We start from the raw sequence: 15,921 nt of genomic DNA, 5'->3' as shown, positions 1-15,921 counted from the left end.
GCGTGTCGAACCAGGTGACCGGCGTCGGGGGCGACGGGGGGTTCGGAGCCAATTCCTGGCTCGTCGAAGAGCTCTACGAGCAGTTCAAGGTGAACCGCGATTCCGTCGACAAGGAATGGTGGCCGATCCTCGAGAAGTACCACTCCGAGAACGCCGGTGCGACCGCCCCCGCCAGCACCCCGGCGGCCGAGCAGCCCGCCCACCCGGTGACGGCTCCGATCCCCGTGATCGGATCGCAGCCCGTGGCGCGCACGACGGCGAAGCCGGCAGCGGCGGCTCCGATCCCGGCGCAGGCGCCCAAGCCCGCCGCGAAGGACCCGTCCCCGGCACCCGCGGACGAGGCCGAGGAAGACAAGGTCACCGTCCTCCGAGGCATGCCCAAGACCCTCGCGGCCAACATGGACGAGTCGCTTACCGTCCCCACCGCGACGAGCGTCCGCACCATCCCCGCCAAGCTGATGATCGACAACCGCATCGTCATCAACAACCACATGGCGCGCACCCGAGGCGGAAAGATCAGCTTCACCCACCTCATCGGCTGGGCGCTCATCCGCACGCTCGACGAGTTCCGCAGCCAGAACGTGTTCTACGCCGAGGTCGACGGCAAGCCCTCCGTCGTCGCCCCCGCGCACGTCAACCTCGGCATCGCGATCGATCTGCCGAAGCCCGACGGCACGCGCGCCCTCATGGTGCCGAGCATCAAGCGCGCCGACACCATGACCTTCACCGAGTACCTCTCGGCCTACGAAGACCTGGTCACCCGCGCGCGCAACAACAAGCTCACCGCCGGCGACTTCCAGGGCACGACGGTCTCGCTCACGAACCCGGGCGGCATCGGCACGGTGCACTCCGTCCCGCGTCTGATGAAGGGCCAGGGCTGCATCATCGGCGCCGGGGCCCTCGAGTACCCGGCCGAGTTCCAGGGCGCGAGCGAGAAGACGCTCAACGAGCTCGCGATCGGCAAGACGATCACGCTCACCAGCACCTACGACCACCGCGTCATCCAGGGCGCGGGATCGGGCGAGTTCCTCAAGAAGGTGCACGAGCTCCTCATCGGGCAGCGCGGCTTCTACGACGACATCTTCGCGGCGCTGCGCATCCCGTACGCCCCGATCCACTGGAACCCCGACATCGCCGTCGACCTCGCCGAGCGCGTCGACAAGCAGTCCCGCGTGCAGGAGCTCATCAACTCCTTCCGCGTCCGCGGCCACCTCATGGCCGACATCGATCCCCTCGAGTACCGCCAGCGCTCGCACCCCGACCTCGAGATCGAGAGCCACGGGCTCACCTTCTGGGACCTCGACCGCGAGTTCGTCACCGGTGGCTTCGGCGGACGTCGCGTCGCGAAGCTGCGTGACATCCTCGGAGTCCTGCGCGACTCGTACTGCCGCACGCTCGGCATCGAGTACATGCACATCCAGGACCCGGAGCAGCGCCGCTGGTTCCAGGAGAAGGTCGAGGTCAAGTACCAGAAGCCCGGCCACGACGAGCAGCTGCGGGTCCTCCGCAAGCTCAACGAGGCCGAGGCGTTCGAGACCTTCCTGCAGACGAAGTTCGTCGGCCAGAAGCGCTTCTCGCTCGAGGGCGGCGAGTCGCTCGTCCCGCTGCTCGATGAGATCCTCCAGGGTGCCGCGACCGCCGGCCTCGAGGGCGCCGCCATCGGTATGGCGCACCGCGGCCGCCTCAACGTGCTCACCAACATCGCCGGCAAGACCTACGGCCAGGTGTTCCAGGAGTTCGAGGGCACCCAGACCCCGGGCAACCAGCGCGGCTCCGGTGACGTGAAGTACCACCTCGGCACCGAGGGCACCTTCGTGGCCGACGACGGATCGGAGCTCCCGGTCTACCTCGCAGCCAACCCCTCGCACCTCGAGACCGTCGACGGAGTGCTCGAGGGCATCGTCCGCGCGAAGCAGGACCGCAAGCCGATCGGGACGTTCGCCTGGCTGCCGATCCTCGTGCACGGCGACGCGGCCTTCGCCGGTCAGGGCGTCGTCGTCGAGACCCTGCAGATGTCGCAGCTGCGCGGTTACCGCACCGGTGGCACGATCCACGTCGTGGTGAACAACCAGGTGGGCTTCACCACGACCCCGAACGACGGCCGCACCTCGGTGTACGCCACGGATGTCGCGAAGACCATCCAGGCGCCGGTCTTCCACGTGAACGGCGACGACCCCGAAGCCGTGATCCACGTCGCGCAGCTCGCCTTCGAGTACCGCGAGCGCTTCCATCGCGATGTCGTGATCGACCTCGTCTGCTACCGCCGTCGCGGTCACAACGAGGGCGACGACCCCTCGATGACGCAGCCTCTGATGACCGACCTGATCCAGGCCAAGCGCTCCGTGCGCCGTCTGTACACCGAGTCGCTCGTCGGTCGCGGTGACATCACCGAGCAGGAGTACGACGAGGCCAAGGCCGACTTCCAGAACCGGCTCGAGATCGCCTTCGCCGAGACACATGCCGCCGAGACCGGGGCCACCCCGATCGCGCCCGAGCTGCCGCCGGTCGACGGCCAGGTCGGCGCACCGGATGTCACGGGTGTCGCGGGTGAGGTCATCCAGCTCATCGGCGATGCGTTCGTGAACAAGCCCGAGGGCTTCACCGTGCACCCGAAGATCCAGCAGCTGCTCGAGAAGCGCCTCGACATGAGCCGCAACGGCGGCATCGACTGGGGCTTCGGCGAGCTGCTCGCGTTCGGATCGCTCCTCGTCGAAGGCACCCCGGTGCGTCTCGCGGGTCAGGATGCGCGCCGCGGAACGTTCGTCCAGCGCCACGCCACCCTCCACGACCGTGCGAACGGCCAGGAGTGGCTGCCGCTCTCCAACCTCTCCGACGCCCAGGGCCGCTTCTTCGTCTACGACTCCCTGCTCAGCGAATACGCGGCGCTCGGATTCGAGTACGGCTACTCGGTCGAGGCCCCCGAGGCCCTCGTCCTCTGGGAGGCGCAGTTCGGCGACTTCGTGAACGGCGCCCAGTCCGTGATCGACGAGTACATCTCGGCCGCCGAGCAGAAGTGGGGCCAGCAGTCCAGCGTCACCCTGCTGCTCCCCCACGGCTACGAGGGACAGGGGCCCGACCACTCGTCGGCACGCATCGAGCGGTTCCTGCAGCTCTGCGCCCAGGAAAACATGATCGTCGCGCGTCCGTCGACGCCGGCCTCGTACTTCCACCTGCTGCGCCGTCAGGCGTACGCCCGTCCGCGCAAGCCGCTGATCGTCTTCACGCCGAAGGCCATGCTGCGTCTGCGCGGCGCGACCAGCCCCGTCGAGGCGTTCACGCAGGGGCGCTTCGAGCCGGTGATCGACGACGACCGCGCTCTCGACCGCAGCGCCGTCAAGCGCGTGCTCGTGCACTCGGGCAAGGTCCACTGGGATCTGCGCGCCGAACTCGAGAAGAACCCGAACCCCGAGGTGGCGCTCGTGCGTCTCGAGCAGCTCTACCCGACACCGATCGACGAGCTCAAGGCCATCACCGACTCGTACCCGAACGCCGAGCTCGTGTGGGTGCAGGAGGAGCCGGAGAACCAGGGCGCGTGGCCGTTCCTGGCACTCGCGTTCGCGGACGTTCCCGGAGACCGCGCATTCCGACCCGTCGCTCGCGCCGCGTCGGCGTCGCCCGCGACCGGATCGTCGAAGGTGCACGCCGCCGAGCAGGCCACGCTCCTGCGTGAGGCACTGACCACGGCCTGACGTTCACTCGTACGCAGAAGGGCCCCCGACTCTCCGGTCGGGGGCCCTTCTGCGTACGCTCCGCGCGATCAGTACCAGATGTCGAGCGAGGGCGCGGGAGACGTGAAGAAGGCGCGGTCGAGGAGGTCGACGACGGATGCCTCGGCATCGATGATGCCCGCTCCGGCGAGCGCGGTCGCGCGCACCGCCCCCGCGTACAGCGATGACAGAGCGGCGACGCCGAGGACGGCATCCGGCGCGGCGGATTCCGCCGCTTCGACGGTCGCCACGCCCGAGACATCGACGTGGAGTCGCCAGTCCCCCGCAGCGAAGCCGAGGGGGTCGTGGATGCGGAGCACCAGATCGACCGGAACCGAGTACTTCCGCGCGCTCAGTGCTCGAGCGACATCCAGCACTCGCAGCCAGCCGTGGTCGTGCACCTCCTGCGTGACGCCACGCTGATCGGCCACCAGCCACGGCAGCGGGTCATCCGCCGTCTGAAGGTCGGCGGTGACCTCGTCGACGAGGTCGTGCTGCAGGGCGAACCGCCACAGCGCTGCGCGGGCATCCGCGGTCTCGGCCACCAGCATCCGCACGTTCAGGCCGAATCGGAAGCTGCCGCTGCGATCGGTCACCGTGTATACGAGCACACCGCGGGTCTCGCCGTCGGCATCGACGTGGCGCACACCGCGCACCTTGTCGCGATCGGTCTCGCCCGGGGCGGTACCGGCGAACTGCTCCCATCGCCCCGGCCACCCGGCGATGCGGCCGGCGCGCGTGCGACGGGCACGTTCGTGGACCGTTGCGAGATCGTCGACGAGCTGCGCGCGCTCGCGGTACTCCAGGCGTCCGGACGGTTCGTGCCCGCCCCATCCCGCCCGCCGGGTGTCGACGGTGAAGCGCACGGCCGGCAACGCCGACCCGAAACCGTAGCGGCCGTAGATGGTGGCCTCCGACACCGTGAGCCCGGCGATCGCGATCCCTGCGCCGTGGGCGGCGCGCAGCTCGCCCTCGAGGAGGGAACGAGCGATGCCCCGACGCCGATGCGTGGCGGCGACGGTCACCCCGCTGATCGCCCACATCCCGATCTCCGCTCCCCCGGGCACCGTCAGGGGCGTCACCCACGAGTCGATGGTCGCGACCGGGAGGTCGCCGGAGGCCGCGTCGGTCTCGAAGACCCCGGTCGTCCGACGCTGCGAGACGGTCTCCCGGCTGTGGGCGAGCGCCTCGGGCGTCGACTCCTCGCCGAGGAATCCGCGACCGACCGCGCGGAGGAAGGGCGTCGCGGCTGCGTCGTCACTCAGATCGACCACGCGGTAGTCGAGACCCGAACCGTTCAGTCGGTCGCGGGAGGTCGCGTCGGCGGGAATGTCGCGGGCGTCGATGAGCGTCATGCCTCCACCCTACGGGTGGGTGACGACATCGGAGCCCGAGATGTCAGTGCTGCGCGGCCTGCGCCTCACGCAGGCGGGCGAACACCTGATCGCGCAGCTCCTCGGGAGCGGTCTCCTTGCAGGCACGCGCGATGACCTCGGTGAGCGTCTTGGCCACGAGAACCTCATCGCGGCACGACGGGCAGTTCTCGAGGTGCTCGCGGATCTCGGTGTGCTCGGTCTTGCACACCTCGTTGCGGAGGTACTCCTCCAGATCCTGACGCGCTTTGTCGCAACCGCAGTCGCTCATTTCCCGCTCCTCTTCTCAGCCGCGGCGATGCCCCGCTCCGCGGCGTAATCTGCCAGCAGCTCCCGCAGCATCCGTCTGCCACGGTGCAGACGGCTCATCACGGTGCCGATGGGGGTCTTCATGATGTCGGCGATCTCCTGGTAGGCGAAGCCCTCGACATCCGCGAGGTACACCGCCAACCGGAAGTCCTCGGGGACCGCCTGCAGGGCGTCCTTCACGACGGACGCCGGCATGTGATCGATCGCCTCGGCCTCCGCAGACCTGCTGTGCGACGCGGTCGTCGACTCCGCACCGCCCAGCTGCCAGTCCTCGAGCTCGTCGATCGTGCCCTGGAACGGCTCGCGCTGCTTCTTGCGGTAGATGTTGATGTACGTGTTCGTGAGGATCCGGTACAACCACGCTTTGAGGTTCGTCCCCTGCGAGAAGGTCGCCCACGAGCCGTACGCTTTCACGAACGTCTCCTGCACGAGGTCGGCGGCGTCAGCGGGATTGCGCGTCATGCGCATGGCGGCGGCGTACAGCTGATCCATGAATGGGATCGCCTGTTCCTCGAACTCACGCTGAGAGTCGCTCGAGGTCGCTGCGGTTGCGGTGTCATCCATCACGGGCCAGTCTAGGCCGCTGATGTCCACCGACCCACGCTCCAAGGTCGCCAGCATCCTGCTCTCCTCCTCGGCGGGTACGCCGCCGTTCACTAAGGTGGAAACCGATGAGCGCCAACAGGTATTCCCCTCCCCCCGTCACGGGCGCCTACACCGCGCCGGTTTTCGACGATCCGATCCACGCGACGCTGACGATCCCCGGCTCGAAGTCCCTCACGAACCGGGAACTCATCATCGCCGCGATCGCCGACGGCCCCGGTCGTCTGATCAGTCCACTGCACTCCGACGACTCCCGCCGGATGGTCGACGCGCTGCGTGCGCTCGGCGTCGGCATCGAGGAGGTGGATGCCGCGGGTGAGTTCGGCCCCGACCTCGTCGTCACCCCTGCGAAGCTCTCCGGGGGCACCACGGTCGACTGCGGCCAGGCCGGCACGGTCATGCGGTTCATCGCGCCCCTCGCGGGCCTCGCGGCCCACGACGTGCACCTCACCGCGCACGAGAATGCCCTGCACCGCCCCATGGGCGGCCTGATCAGCGCCCTGCGCGACCTCGGGGTCGACATCGACGACGAGGGCACCTGGGCGCTGCCGTTCACCATCCGCGGGCACGGACGCATCCGCGGTGGACGCGTCGAGATCGACGCCTCCGCCTCGAGCCAGTTCGTCTCGGGTCTGCTGCTCGCCGCTCCGCGCTTCGACGTCGGCCTGCACCTCGTGCACACCGGAGAGCACCTGCCGAGCCTCCCGCACATCGACATGACGATCGAGGCCCTCAGCCGTCGCGGCATCCGCATCGAACGTCCGGCGACCGGGGAATGGCTCGTCGAAGCCGGTGTTCCACGCGCCAAGGAGATCGCCATCGAACCGGATCTCTCCAACGCCGCCCCGTTCCTCGCCGCGGCGATGGTGACCGGAGGGTCGGTGTCGATCACCGGCTGGCCGGCGCATTCCACCCAGCCCGGAGCGCTGCTGCCCGAGATCCTCCAGGCGATGGGCGCGCACGCCAGCCGGCACGGCGGAGCCCTGACCGTCCGCTCCGGCGGCGTCATCCGCGGCCTCGACCTCGACCTCTCGGCGGCGAGCGAACTCACCCCGACCCTCGTCGGTCTCGCGGCCTTCGCCGACGGCCCCACGACGATCCGCGGGATCGGTCACATCCGCCTGCACGAGACCGATCGGATCGCCGCTCTCATCGGCAACCTCCGCGCGCTCGGCGGCGAGGCGGAGGAACTCCCCGACGGCCTGCGGATCATCCCCCGCCCGCTGCACGGCGGCACCTGGGCCGCTCACCACGACCACCGGATGGCGACCACCGGGGCCCTGATCGGGCTCCGCGTGCCCGGAGTCGAGATCGACGACATCGGTACCACGGCGAAGACGCTGCCCGAATTCACGCTGCTGTGGGAGCGGATGCTGCGAGGCGCGGCCGCGTGAGCTGGCTCGACGGCGACGACGACCTCGAGGACGACTTCGAGGACTACGACGAGAGCGCGATCCGCTCGCGGCCCAATCCGAAAGCGAACAGGCCCCGGACCAAGCGTCGGCCTGCGCACGAGGATGCCGAGATCGGACGTGTGCTCGGCGTGGATCGCGGCCGTTACTCCGTGCTGCTCGACGAGGACTCCCCGACCGAGCGCACGATCACCGCCGCCCGCGCGCGGGAACTGCGCCGGAACCCCATCGTCACGGGTGACCGGGCACGCGTCGTCGGCGACCTCTCCGGGGAGGACGGCACGCTCGGCCGCATCGTCGGGATCGTCGATCGCACGTCGCTCCTGCGTCGTAGCGCCGACGACACCGATCAGGTCGAGCGCGTGATCGTCGCGAACGCCGATCAGATGCTCATCGTCGTCGCGGCCGCCGATCCGGAACCCCGCGAACGCCTCGTCGACCGCTATCTCGTCGCCGCCCTCGATGCCGGCATCCGCCCGCTCCTCGTCGTGACCAAGACCGATCTGGCCGACCCCGCGCACTTCCTGTCGCACTTCGACGGACTCGATCTGACCGTCTTCACCAGCGCCCAGGACGTCATGCCGATCGACGAGATCGGGTCCGCGCTGGTCGGGCACTCCACGGTGTTCGTCGGTCACTCGGGTGTGGGCAAGTCGACGCTCGTGAACGCGCTCGTCCCCACCGCCGGTCGGGCGACCGGGCATGTGAACCAGGTGACGGGACGCGGTCGCCACACGTCGTCGTCGACGGTCTCCCTGCGCTACCAGGGTCCGACCGGCAACGGATGGGTCATCGACACCCCCGGCGTGCGATCGTTCGGCCTCGGGCATGTGAAGCCCGAGAACATCCTCGCGGCCTTCACCGAACTCGCCGAGATCGCGGAGAACTGCCCGCGCGGATGCACGCACCTCGCGGATGCCCCGGACTGCGCCCTCATCGAGGCGGCCGAGCGCGGCGAACTCAGCGAGACGGGCCTCGCCCGTCTGGACTCTCTGCAACGCCTGTTGCAGACGTTCGCCGACAAGGCGGAGCAGGCGACCGGCCGATAGGCTGGACGGGTGACTCAGCGCCTCGAAGCCGGAACGCCCGCCCCCGATTTCACCCTTCTCGACCAGGACGGTACGAGCGTCTCGCTCTCCGATCTGCGCGGCGAGAAGACGGTGCTCTACTTCTATCCGGCCGCGATGACCCCCGGCTGCACCACGCAGGCGTGCGACTTCCGCGACAGCATCTCGTCGCTCCAGGGCGCCGGCTACCGCGTGATCGGCATCTCGCGCGACGAGCCGAAGAAGCTCGCGACCTTCCGCGAGCGCGACGGCCTGACCTTCATGCTTCTGAGCGACCCCGACCACGCCGTGCACAGCGCCTACGGCGCCTGGGGCGAGAAGGTCAACTACGGCAAGGTCATCGAGGGCGTCATCCGCTCCACGTTCGTCATCGATGAGGACGGCGCGATCGCGCACGCCCTCTACAACGTGAAGGCGACCGGACACGTGGCCCGGCTGAGGAAGCTGCTCGGCATCGACGCCTGAGGCGCGTCAGTCGCCCGCAGGCCCGTCGTTCCCGTGCAGCTCGGCCTCGCGCCGCGTGCTCGCGATGAGGAGCACGAACCCGAGCAGTCCCGGCAGACCCGCCCCGAGCACGAACGCCCACGGGATCGGCTGCAGGGTCAGTGACGCGAGAGCGATCACGACCGCGAGGATCTGGAACACCACACCCCCGGATCGCGCCCAGGAGCGCCCCGCGCGAGCACCCCAGGCGAAGGCGAAGAGCGCCGCCGCACCGATCAGGGTGAGCACCATCAGCGCGACAGCGGTGGGCACGGACGCCGCGTCGCCGGCGCCGATCCCCATCAGCTCGATCAGGGCGAAGACCACGAGAGCGGCCCCCTCGGCGGCGAGCACCGCCGCGGCGGCGAGGGCGAGTCCGGGTGCGCGCACGGAGTCTCCTGGGAATCGAGAGTGAATGGCAAAAAGCCTTGATTTCGAAGGTTTCCTGTAACACAATAGAAACAGTCATGTGCTCCCACAGCGGCGTGGGGCGGGCTCTCAGCCCGCATCACACTTCGCGGGCAACCGTCCGCATCTCACACAGGGTAACGGATCCCGAGCCGTCACCCGAATCGAGACATCGCATCGCGATTCTGAAATCCACACCGAGGAGCCCCCATGGACTGGCGCGACAAAGCCGCCTGCCTGACCGTCGATCCCGAGCTGTTCTTCCCGGTCGGCAACACCGGCCCGGCCGTCGACCAGATCGAGAAGGCGAAGACTGTCTGCGCCACCTGCACGGTCACCGAGATCTGCCTGCAGTACGCGCTCGAGTCGAGCCAGGACTCGGGTGTCTGGGGCGGCCTCTCCGAAGACGAGCGCCGCGCCCTCAAGCGCCGCGCCGCACGCGCCCGCCGCGCCTCCTGACTCATCACGAAAGCCCCGCCGTCGAGAACTCCTCGTCCGGCGGGGCTTTCGTGTGCCCTCAGCTCACCCGTGGGCTCACTTCTGCAGCCACCGCAGCGGGATGTCGATGACCACGGACGTCCCCTCGCCCTCGCTGCCGCGCCACTCGATCGTGCCGCCGAGCTCGCCCTGGATGAGCGTGCGGATGATCTGCGTGCCGAGGCCCTGACCGATCCGCCCCTCCGGCAGCCCGTGTCCGGTGTCGTGAACCGTGACCCGGAGGTTCTCCTCGGTGCGTGCCGCGTCGATCGTGACGAGGCCCTCCTGGCCAGCGAGCCCGTGCTCGACGGCGTTGGTGACGACCTCGGTGAGCGCCAGCGCCAGCGGGGTCGCGTACTCGCTCGGCAGCACGCCGAAGCGACCGGTGGACTGCGTCTGCGCCCGCGTGTTCGGAGCGGAGGCGACCTCGGCGACCAGCTTGAGGACGCGATGGAAGACCTCATCGAAATCGACCTTCTGGGTCAGTCCCTGGGCGAGCGTGTCATGGACGACCGCGATCGCGTCGACGCGTCGCATCGCCTGGGTGAGCGCGTCCCTGGCCTCGTCGGAGTGCGTCCTGCGCGCCTGGATGCGCAGCAGGGAGGCCACCGTCTGCAGGTTGTTCTTGACGCGGTGATGGATCTCGCGGATCGTCGCGTCCTTGGTGATGAGTTCCTGCTCTTGATGACGCAGCTCCGAGACGTCGCGGCAGAGCAGGATCGCGCCGATCCGCGTGCCGTGATCCTTCAACGGAATCGCTCGAAGGGAGACGGTCACCCCGCGCGCCTCGATGTCGGTGCGCCACGGCGCCCGTCCGGTCACGACGACGGGGAGCGACTCGTCCACCTGCCGGGAGGGCGGGACGAGACGGGTGGTCACTTCGGCGAGGGACTCGCCTTCGAGCTCGTCGTCGAATCCCATGCGGTTGAAGGCGGACAAGGCGTTCGGGCTCGCGAACGTGGTGATGCCGTCGACGTCGATGCGGATCAGACCGTCCGAGGCACGGGGAGCGCCACGGCGCGGCGAGGTCGGGGCCGCGAGATCCGGGAAGCTGCCGTCGGCGATCATCCGGAACAGATCGTTGGCGCAGTCGTCGAACGTGATCTGCTGACGGGAGGGCGTGCGCGCCTCACCGAGGTTCGTGTGCCGGGTGACGACACCGATGACGGACGGTGGCACGTCGCCCGAGCGCCGCGCGTTCACGATCGGCACGGCGCGCACCCGCGTGGGCGTCTCCTCGAACCAATCGGGCGAGGACGAGTCCACGATCTCCGCGGTGTCGAACGCCCCCTGCACCTGGGTACGCCACTGCGGACGCACACGCTCCCCGACGATGTCCCGATAGAAGAGGGTCGCCGCGCCGCTCGGGCGGGCATGGGCCACCGCGATGAAGGAGCCGTCGTCGGTCTGCACCCAGACGACGATGTCGGCCGATGAGAGATCGGCGAGCAGCTGGCCGTCCCCGGCCAGGCGATGCAGCCACTCGACATCGCCGTCGTTCAGACGGCCCTGGGCATGGGCGAGATCAGTGAGGGTCGACACCCCACCAGCCTACGGTCCTTCGCTCTAGAGGATCGCCAGCGACGTCGCGCGCCAGCGCCGGTCCAACCCCTCCAGGCGCACGGCGACCGCGCGCGTGCGTCCGGGGCCCGCCACGATGACGACCGCTTCGATCACGCTGTCGACGGGAGCGGAGATGCGCAGGGAGCGGATCTCGAAGCTGGGGCGGGCCGGCACCACCCCCCGCGCGCTGCGCGCCCGTGCCGAGAGGTTCGATCGCGTGACCAGGCTGCGGTAGGCGTCTTCGCTGAACCAGCGAGCGAGCTGATCGACCTCCCGCACGCCGGCGAGCACCTCGAGCACACCGTGGGTGAGGCTGCGCAGCAGCGGGGCCGGATCGGGCAGCTCGACGGTCGGGGTCGGCTGCCGCGCGAAGTACTCATGAAGCGTCATCGTCACACTCTCAGTCGGGGGAACGCGAGCCAGTAGAGCACGCGGAAGCCCGCGCGCAGGGGCCTTCGACAGAGGTATGTGGATAACTCGTATGTCGCCCTCCGCTCTCCCCTACGCTCGATCCGATGAACTGGGACAGGCTGTTTGAGGACCTCGAGGGTCAGCTCGCGTCGGAGTGGGAGGCGGAACGCGCCGCTCTCGACGCGGAGTCGGAGCGTGTGCGCATTTCACAGCTCGCGCTACGAACGCGCCTGCGTGCGATGAGCGCACGGCGTGCGTCGATCGTGATCGAGCTCGCGAACGGGCGACGGATGCCGGTGATCCTGCGCACCGTGGGCGCCGACTGGCTCGCGGCCGAGATCTCCACCGCGCTCGGTGCTCTCGCTTCCCGCTCGATGCTCGTCGTCCCCCTGCGTGCGATCCAGAGCCTCGGCAGCGATCACGGAATGCTGTTGAGCAGTCTCGAGGAGGACGCCGATCCCCCCAGCATCCTGCGCGAGAGGATGACGCTCGGGTTCGTGCTCCGCGACCTGGCGCGCCGACGCGTCGCGCTCCACCTCAGCACCACCAGGGGCGACGACGTGCACGGGACCATCGATCGTGCGGGCGCCGATCACCTCGATCTCGCGGTGCACGATGCGGGCACCGCGAGACTGGCGAGTGCGGTGCAGAGCTTCCGGATCGTGCCCTTCGAGGCCCTGGTCGCCATCCGGCTCGCCGGCGATCAGCGTCTGTGAGCGGTGGAGGCTCCCCAGATCTCCGGGAAGCTCGCCTCCTGGGACTGACGCCAGAGCGCCATCCGACGGGATTCCTCCGACTGCGCGGCCAGATACCCCTCGATACTCGATTCCTCGATGCGCCATCGTGCGGGGACACCGAGCTGAGCGCCACGCAGACGCCCGGCCAGGACGAGCTCGATCACCTCGTCGATCTCGACGCTCAACAACTCCGCCACCTGCGCGGGGGCGAGGTAGCGCGGAGCGACGCGAGACGGATCGGGCATGCACCCATTCTGCCCCGCACGGCATCCGCACCGCGTCCGGGTGTCGCCGTTGTGGATAACTCTCGGACCGTTTCGCGGATATCTGTGAGCATGGGTCGCCATGAGCACTTTCTCTCGGCCGCGTCGCGCCTTCTGGGGCGACCTCCGCTTCCTTATCGGCATCGCCCTCGTCGGGGTCTCCATCACCGGAGTCTGGCTGATCGTGTCCTCCGCGGACTCCGCGACGCCGATCCTGCAGGCCGACCGCACGATCATCCAGGGCGAGGCGATTACCGCCGCGGACTTCCGCGTCGTCGACGTCTCCCTCGGAGCGCTGACCGACGACTATCTGCAGCCCCAGGATCTCGAATCCGGCCAGGTCGCCGCTCGGACCATCGCGGAGGGCGAGCTCGTCCCGCACACGGCATCCGGGAAGGCCGACGACAGTCGGAGCACCACGCTCGTCATCGAGAGCAGCATCAGCATCCCCGAGGGCGTCGATGCAGGCACGGTCGTCGAGCTCTGGCAGGCGCCGCTGCTCGAGGACGGTCGCACGCACGACGCGCCGCGCATCCTCGTCGCCGATGCGATCGTGGCGGAGGTGCTCGATTCCGAGGGGATGCTCTCCGCTTCGCGCAGCGCCGTCGAGATCGTGGTCGACCGCGCCGCTGTCGCCGACGTGCTCGCAGCGATCTCGGGCGGCGCAGCCCTCTCGGTCGTGCCGGTCGGTGCGGGGTCATGACGGGACTGATCCTCGCCGTCGACGAGCCCCGAGCGAGCGCTCTCGCCCGCGAGCTCGAACTCGAGGGCGAGCACGTCATCGCGATCGTCTCGGCGACCTCGGCGACGATGCTCCTCTCCAGCGCCCAGGCGCTCGTGATCGCCGCGACCAGGGAGACCCTCACCCCCGAGCTGGTGTCGGCCTGCGACCGGGCAGGCGTACGGATCCTCGCCCTGGGCGGTGCGGAGAGTCGCCTGCTCCAGAAGTTCGGCATCGGGCCCGGGCTGCCCGTCGATGCCACCGGTTGGCAGATCTCACGCGCGCTCCGGACGCCCGCAACGGTCCAGGCCCGCGCACGCGGCGACCTCCCGCATCGTCTGATCGCCGTGTGGGGACCGCACGGCTCCCCCGGACGCTCGACCGTCGCGATGCTGCTGGCCGTCGAACTCGCGCGTCTCGGTCGACGCACCGCCCTCGTCGACGCCGACACCGTCGCGCCCTCCCTCGCGCTGCTCCTGGGTCTCGGCGATGACGCTCCCGGGATCGCCGCCGCCTGTCGCCGTGCCGAGCTCGGCGGGCTCGACAGCGCGGAACTCACCCGCCTCGCCACCGTGGTGCCGACGAGCGCCGGAGACCTCGATGTGCTCCCCGGCATCAATCGCCCCAGCCGTTGGCCGGAGCTCTCGGCCTCGCGCCTCACCCGTGCCCTGCAGACCTGCCGGGAATGGACCGAGGAGACCGTCATCGATGTGGCGGGTTCGTTCGATGCGGACGAAGAAGCCACGTACGACGTTCTCGGCCCCCGCCGGCACGCCGCGACGACGGCCGCCCTGAACGAGGCGGATGCGATCATCGCCGTCGCCTCGGCGGACCCCCTCGGGATCAGCCGATTCCTCCGCGACTACGCCGAGCTGCGCAACCTGACGGCGCCGACGCCGGTCACCGTCGTCGTCAATCAGGTTCGCCCGGGACCCCTGGGGCTGGATGCACGCGGGCAGATCCGGAACACGCTCGATCGGTTCGCCGGCATCACCGATCCGCTGTTCCTTCCGCACGACCAGCGCGCAGCGGACGCCGCTCTCCTGCATGCCCGACCGATGTCGGATCTGACCCCCCGGTCAGCACTCGTCGCCGGCGCGCGGCGCCTGGCGACCGTGCTGGCCCCGAGCGCCGCGCCGACGACTAGTTCTGCCGATAGCTCGCGAGGAAGTTCCCGAGCCGCTCGACTGCTTCGCTCAGCACGCGCGGCTCGGGGAGCGTGACGATGCGGAGGTGATCGGGAGTCGGCCAGTTGAACCCGGTGCCCTGCACGAGGAGGATCTGCTCGGAGACCAGCAGGTCGTACACCAGCCGCGCATCGTCGCGGATCTCGTGCACGTTCGGATCGAGTCGCGGGAACGCGTAGAGCGCCCCCTCGGGCTTGACGCACGAGACGCCGGGGATCGACTCGAGACCCTGCCAGGCCACATCGCGCTGCTCATGCAGCCGCCCGCTCGGCGCGATCAGCGCGTCGATGGACTGCACTCCCGACAACGCCGCCTGCACCGCATGCTGTGAGGGCACATTCGGGCACAGACGGGTGGAGGCGAGGAGGGTGATGCCCTCGAGGAAGCCCTTGGCGTGCTGCTGCGGCCCGGTGATGACGAGCCAACCCGAGCGATAACCGGCCACGCGATAGGTTTTGGACAGACCGTTGAAGGTCAGACAGAGCAGGTCGGGCGCAAGCGTCGCGGTCGGGATGTGCACCGCGCCGTCGAACAGGATGCGGTCATAGATCTCGTCCGAGAGCAACAGCAGCTGGTTCTCCCGCGCGATCTGCACGAGCCCCTCGAGGACCTCGCGGGAGTACACGACGCCCGTGGGGTTGTTCGGGTTGATGATCACGAGCGCCTTGGTGCGCGGCGTGATCTTCGAGCGGATGTCCTCGAGGTCCGGCTGCCAGCCGTTGTCCTCGTCGCAGAGGTAGTGCGTCGGCGTCCCTCCGGCCAGGCTCGTCATCGCGGTCCAGAGCGGATAGTCCGGCGCCGGGATCAGAACCTCATCGCCCTCGTCGAGAAGCGCCTGCATGGTCATCGTGATGAGCTCGGAGACGCCGTTCCCGAGGAAGACGTCCTCCGGTCCGAAGCGCGGGAAGTCCTCGATCTCCTCGTAGCGGCTGACGACCGCGCGGCGTGCCGAGACGATTCCCTTGCTGTCGCTGTACCCGTGTGCGGTCGGCAGTGCGGCGAGCATGTCCTGGACGATCTGCTGAGGCGCATCGAAGCCGAAGATCGCAGGATTTCCGGTGTTCAGCTTGAGGATCTTGTGGCCCTCTGCTTCCAAACGCGCCGCCTCGACGAGGGCGTTTCCGCGAATCTCGTACAGGACGTTCTTGAGCTTCGACGACTGGTCGAAGTGGCGCGTTGGTGTCATCGCCCAAGCCTACA

At 69.1% G+C, this 15,921-nt stretch carries 16 protein-coding genes; 8 read left to right on the top strand and 8 right to left on the bottom strand.

Going from position 1 to position 15,921, the window contains the following annotated elements:
* Nucleotides 1-2: 2 nt before the first annotated feature.
* Complete coding sequence (locus ACTJKK_RS01490) at nt 3-3,689, top strand: multifunctional oxoglutarate decarboxylase/oxoglutarate dehydrogenase thiamine pyrophosphate-binding subunit/dihydrolipoyllysine-residue succinyltransferase subunit (protein ID WP_247955938.1); 3,687 nt, start codon at nt 3-5, stop codon at nt 3,687-3,689.
* A 68-nt stretch (nt 3,690-3,757) separates the two neighbouring features.
* On the opposite strand, the gene ACTJKK_RS01485 is transcribed toward ACTJKK_RS01490, so the two are convergent.
* Genes ACTJKK_RS01485 through ACTJKK_RS01475 form a run of 3 tightly spaced genes read right to left on the bottom strand, consistent with a single transcriptional unit; the run spans nt 3,758 to nt 6,010 of the window.
* Nucleotides 3,758-5,062 (bottom strand): GNAT family N-acetyltransferase, encoded by a 1,305-nt coding sequence (locus ACTJKK_RS01485; protein ID WP_440746757.1) that lies wholly within the window; start codon nt 5,060-5,062, stop codon nt 3,758-3,760.
* 43 nt (nt 5,063-5,105) lie between these two features.
* Nucleotides 5,106-5,351 (bottom strand): anti-sigma factor family protein, encoded by a 246-nt coding sequence (locus ACTJKK_RS01480; RefSeq protein ID WP_247622847.1) that lies wholly within the window; start codon nt 5,349-5,351, stop codon nt 5,106-5,108.
* Nucleotides 5,348-6,010, bottom strand: coding sequence for a sigma-70 family RNA polymerase sigma factor (locus ACTJKK_RS01475; RefSeq protein WP_281731228.1), 663 nt, complete (start codon nt 6,008-6,010; stop codon nt 5,348-5,350). The genes ACTJKK_RS01480 and ACTJKK_RS01475 overlap by 4 nt, the downstream gene beginning before the upstream one ends.
* A 50-nt stretch (nt 6,011-6,060) precedes the next feature.
* Here ACTJKK_RS01475 and aroA point away from each other — a divergent pair, with 50 nt between their 5' ends.
* Genes aroA through bcp form a run of 3 tightly spaced genes read left to right on the top strand, consistent with a single transcriptional unit; the run spans nt 6,061 to nt 8,936 of the window.
* Nucleotides 6,061-7,386 carry a 3-phosphoshikimate 1-carboxyvinyltransferase gene (gene aroA / locus ACTJKK_RS01470; protein WP_440746756.1) on the top strand — a complete coding sequence of 442 codons (1,326 nt, stop codon included), beginning with the start codon at nt 6,061-6,063 and terminating at the stop codon, nt 7,384-7,386.
* A complete protein-coding gene (gene rsgA, locus ACTJKK_RS01465) occupies nt 7,383-8,453 on the top strand; it encodes a ribosome small subunit-dependent GTPase A (RefSeq protein ID WP_247622850.1) in 1,071 nt (356 codons plus the stop codon). The genes aroA and rsgA overlap by 4 nt, the downstream gene beginning before the upstream one ends.
* A gap of 9 nt (nt 8,454-8,462) precedes the next feature.
* Nucleotides 8,463-8,936, top strand: coding sequence for a thioredoxin-dependent thiol peroxidase (bcp, locus tag ACTJKK_RS01460; RefSeq protein WP_440746755.1), 474 nt, complete (start codon nt 8,463-8,465; stop codon nt 8,934-8,936).
* Nucleotides 8,937-8,942: 6 nt separating this feature from the next.
* Here the strand turns inward: bcp and ACTJKK_RS01455 are convergent, their stop codons facing one another.
* Nucleotides 8,943-9,344: a hypothetical protein gene (locus ACTJKK_RS01455; protein WP_440746754.1), complete on the bottom strand. Its 402-nt coding sequence runs from the start codon at nt 9,342-9,344 to the stop codon at nt 8,943-8,945.
* A 228-nt stretch (nt 9,345-9,572) separates the two neighbouring features.
* Between ACTJKK_RS01455 and ACTJKK_RS01450 the strand changes: the two genes are divergently transcribed.
* Nucleotides 9,573-9,821, top strand: coding sequence for a WhiB family transcriptional regulator (locus ACTJKK_RS01450; RefSeq protein ID WP_028503730.1), 249 nt, complete (start codon nt 9,573-9,575; stop codon nt 9,819-9,821).
* Between the two features lie 75 nt (nt 9,822-9,896).
* Here ACTJKK_RS01450 and ACTJKK_RS01445 read toward each other — a convergent pair whose 3' ends face one another.
* Both ACTJKK_RS01445 and ACTJKK_RS01440 read right to left on the bottom strand, forming a co-directional pair.
* Entirely contained in the window at nt 9,897-11,381 is a 1,485-nt protein-coding gene (locus ACTJKK_RS01445; RefSeq protein ID WP_247622853.1) for a sensor histidine kinase, read from the bottom strand.
* Nucleotides 11,382-11,405: 24 nt separating this feature from the next.
* Nucleotides 11,406-11,792: an Rv3235 family protein gene (locus tag ACTJKK_RS01440; RefSeq protein WP_440746753.1), complete on the bottom strand. Its 387-nt coding sequence runs from the start codon at nt 11,790-11,792 to the stop codon at nt 11,406-11,408.
* Between the two features lie 125 nt (nt 11,793-11,917).
* On the opposite strand from ACTJKK_RS01440, the gene ACTJKK_RS01435 reads away from it, so the two are divergent.
* Entirely contained in the window at nt 11,918-12,529 is a 612-nt protein-coding gene (locus ACTJKK_RS01435; RefSeq protein WP_440746752.1) for a hypothetical protein, read from the top strand.
* On the opposite strand, the gene ACTJKK_RS01430 is transcribed toward ACTJKK_RS01435, so the two are convergent.
* Nucleotides 12,517-12,795, bottom strand: a complete 279-nt coding sequence (locus tag ACTJKK_RS01430; RefSeq protein ID WP_247632487.1) for a helix-turn-helix domain-containing protein — start codon at nt 12,793-12,795, stop codon at nt 12,517-12,519. The two genes, ACTJKK_RS01435 and ACTJKK_RS01430, sit on opposite strands and share 13 nt — an antisense overlap.
* Before the next feature lie 100 nt (nt 12,796-12,895).
* On the opposite strand from ACTJKK_RS01430, the gene ACTJKK_RS01425 reads away from it, so the two are divergent.
* The gene (locus tag ACTJKK_RS01425; protein WP_440746751.1) at nt 12,896-13,516 is read left to right on the top strand and encodes an SAF domain-containing protein; all 621 of its coding nucleotides are present in this window, start codon (nt 12,896-12,898) and stop codon (nt 13,514-13,516) included.
* The gene (locus ACTJKK_RS01420; RefSeq protein WP_440746750.1) at nt 13,513-14,757 is read left to right on the top strand and encodes an AAA family ATPase; all 1,245 of its coding nucleotides are present in this window, start codon (nt 13,513-13,515) and stop codon (nt 14,755-14,757) included. The genes ACTJKK_RS01425 and ACTJKK_RS01420 overlap by 4 nt, the downstream gene beginning before the upstream one ends.
* Here ACTJKK_RS01420 and ACTJKK_RS01415 read toward each other — a convergent pair.
* Nucleotides 14,678-15,907, bottom strand: a complete 1,230-nt coding sequence (locus ACTJKK_RS01415; RefSeq protein ID WP_247632490.1) for a pyridoxal phosphate-dependent aminotransferase — start codon at nt 15,905-15,907, stop codon at nt 14,678-14,680. The two genes, ACTJKK_RS01420 and ACTJKK_RS01415, sit on opposite strands and share 80 nt — an antisense overlap.
* Between the last annotated feature and the right edge of the window lie 14 nt (nt 15,908-15,921).

This window comes from Microbacterium sp. 22179 (assembly GCF_052045715.1).
Lineage (GTDB): Bacteria > Actinomycetota > Actinomycetes > Actinomycetales > Microbacteriaceae > Microbacterium > Microbacterium galbinum.
Note: the sequence above shows the minus strand (reverse complement) of the source record. Positions and strands in the feature narration are given on the sequence as shown.

What these genes read in the sequence shown, in the direction of transcription:
- ACTJKK_RS01475 (WP_281731228.1), bottom strand. Translation starts at nt 6,010, where the DNA reads ATGCTGGCGACCTTGGAGCGTGGGTCGGTGGACATCAGCGGCCTAGAC.
- ACTJKK_RS01435 (WP_440746752.1), top strand. Translation starts at nt 11,918, where the DNA reads ATGAACTGGGACAGGCTGTTTGAGGACCTCGAGGGTCAGCTCGCGTCG.
- aroA (WP_440746756.1), top strand. Translation starts at nt 6,061, where the DNA reads ATGAGCGCCAACAGGTATTCCCCTCCCCCCGTCACGGGCGCCTACACC.
- ACTJKK_RS01450 (WP_028503730.1), top strand. Translation starts at nt 9,573, where the DNA reads ATGGACTGGCGCGACAAAGCCGCCTGCCTGACCGTCGATCCCGAGCTG.
- ACTJKK_RS01440 (WP_440746753.1), bottom strand. Translation starts at nt 11,792, where the DNA reads ATGACGCTTCATGAGTACTTCGCGCGGCAGCCGACCCCGACCGTCGAG.
- ACTJKK_RS01485 (WP_440746757.1), bottom strand. Translation starts at nt 5,062, where the DNA reads ATGACGCTCATCGACGCCCGCGACATTCCCGCCGACGCGACCTCCCGC.
- ACTJKK_RS01480 (WP_247622847.1), bottom strand. Translation starts at nt 5,351, where the DNA reads ATGAGCGACTGCGGTTGCGACAAAGCGCGTCAGGATCTGGAGGAGTAC.
- ACTJKK_RS01420 (WP_440746750.1), top strand. Translation starts at nt 13,513, where the DNA reads ATGACGGGACTGATCCTCGCCGTCGACGAGCCCCGAGCGAGCGCTCTC.
- ACTJKK_RS01430 (WP_247632487.1), bottom strand. Translation starts at nt 12,795, where the DNA reads ATGCCCGATCCGTCTCGCGTCGCTCCGCGCTACCTCGCCCCCGCGCAG.
- ACTJKK_RS01425 (WP_440746751.1), top strand. Translation starts at nt 12,896, where the DNA reads ATGAGCACTTTCTCTCGGCCGCGTCGCGCCTTCTGGGGCGACCTCCGC.
- ACTJKK_RS01415 (WP_247632490.1), bottom strand. Translation starts at nt 15,907, where the DNA reads ATGACACCAACGCGCCACTTCGACCAGTCGTCGAAGCTCAAGAACGTC.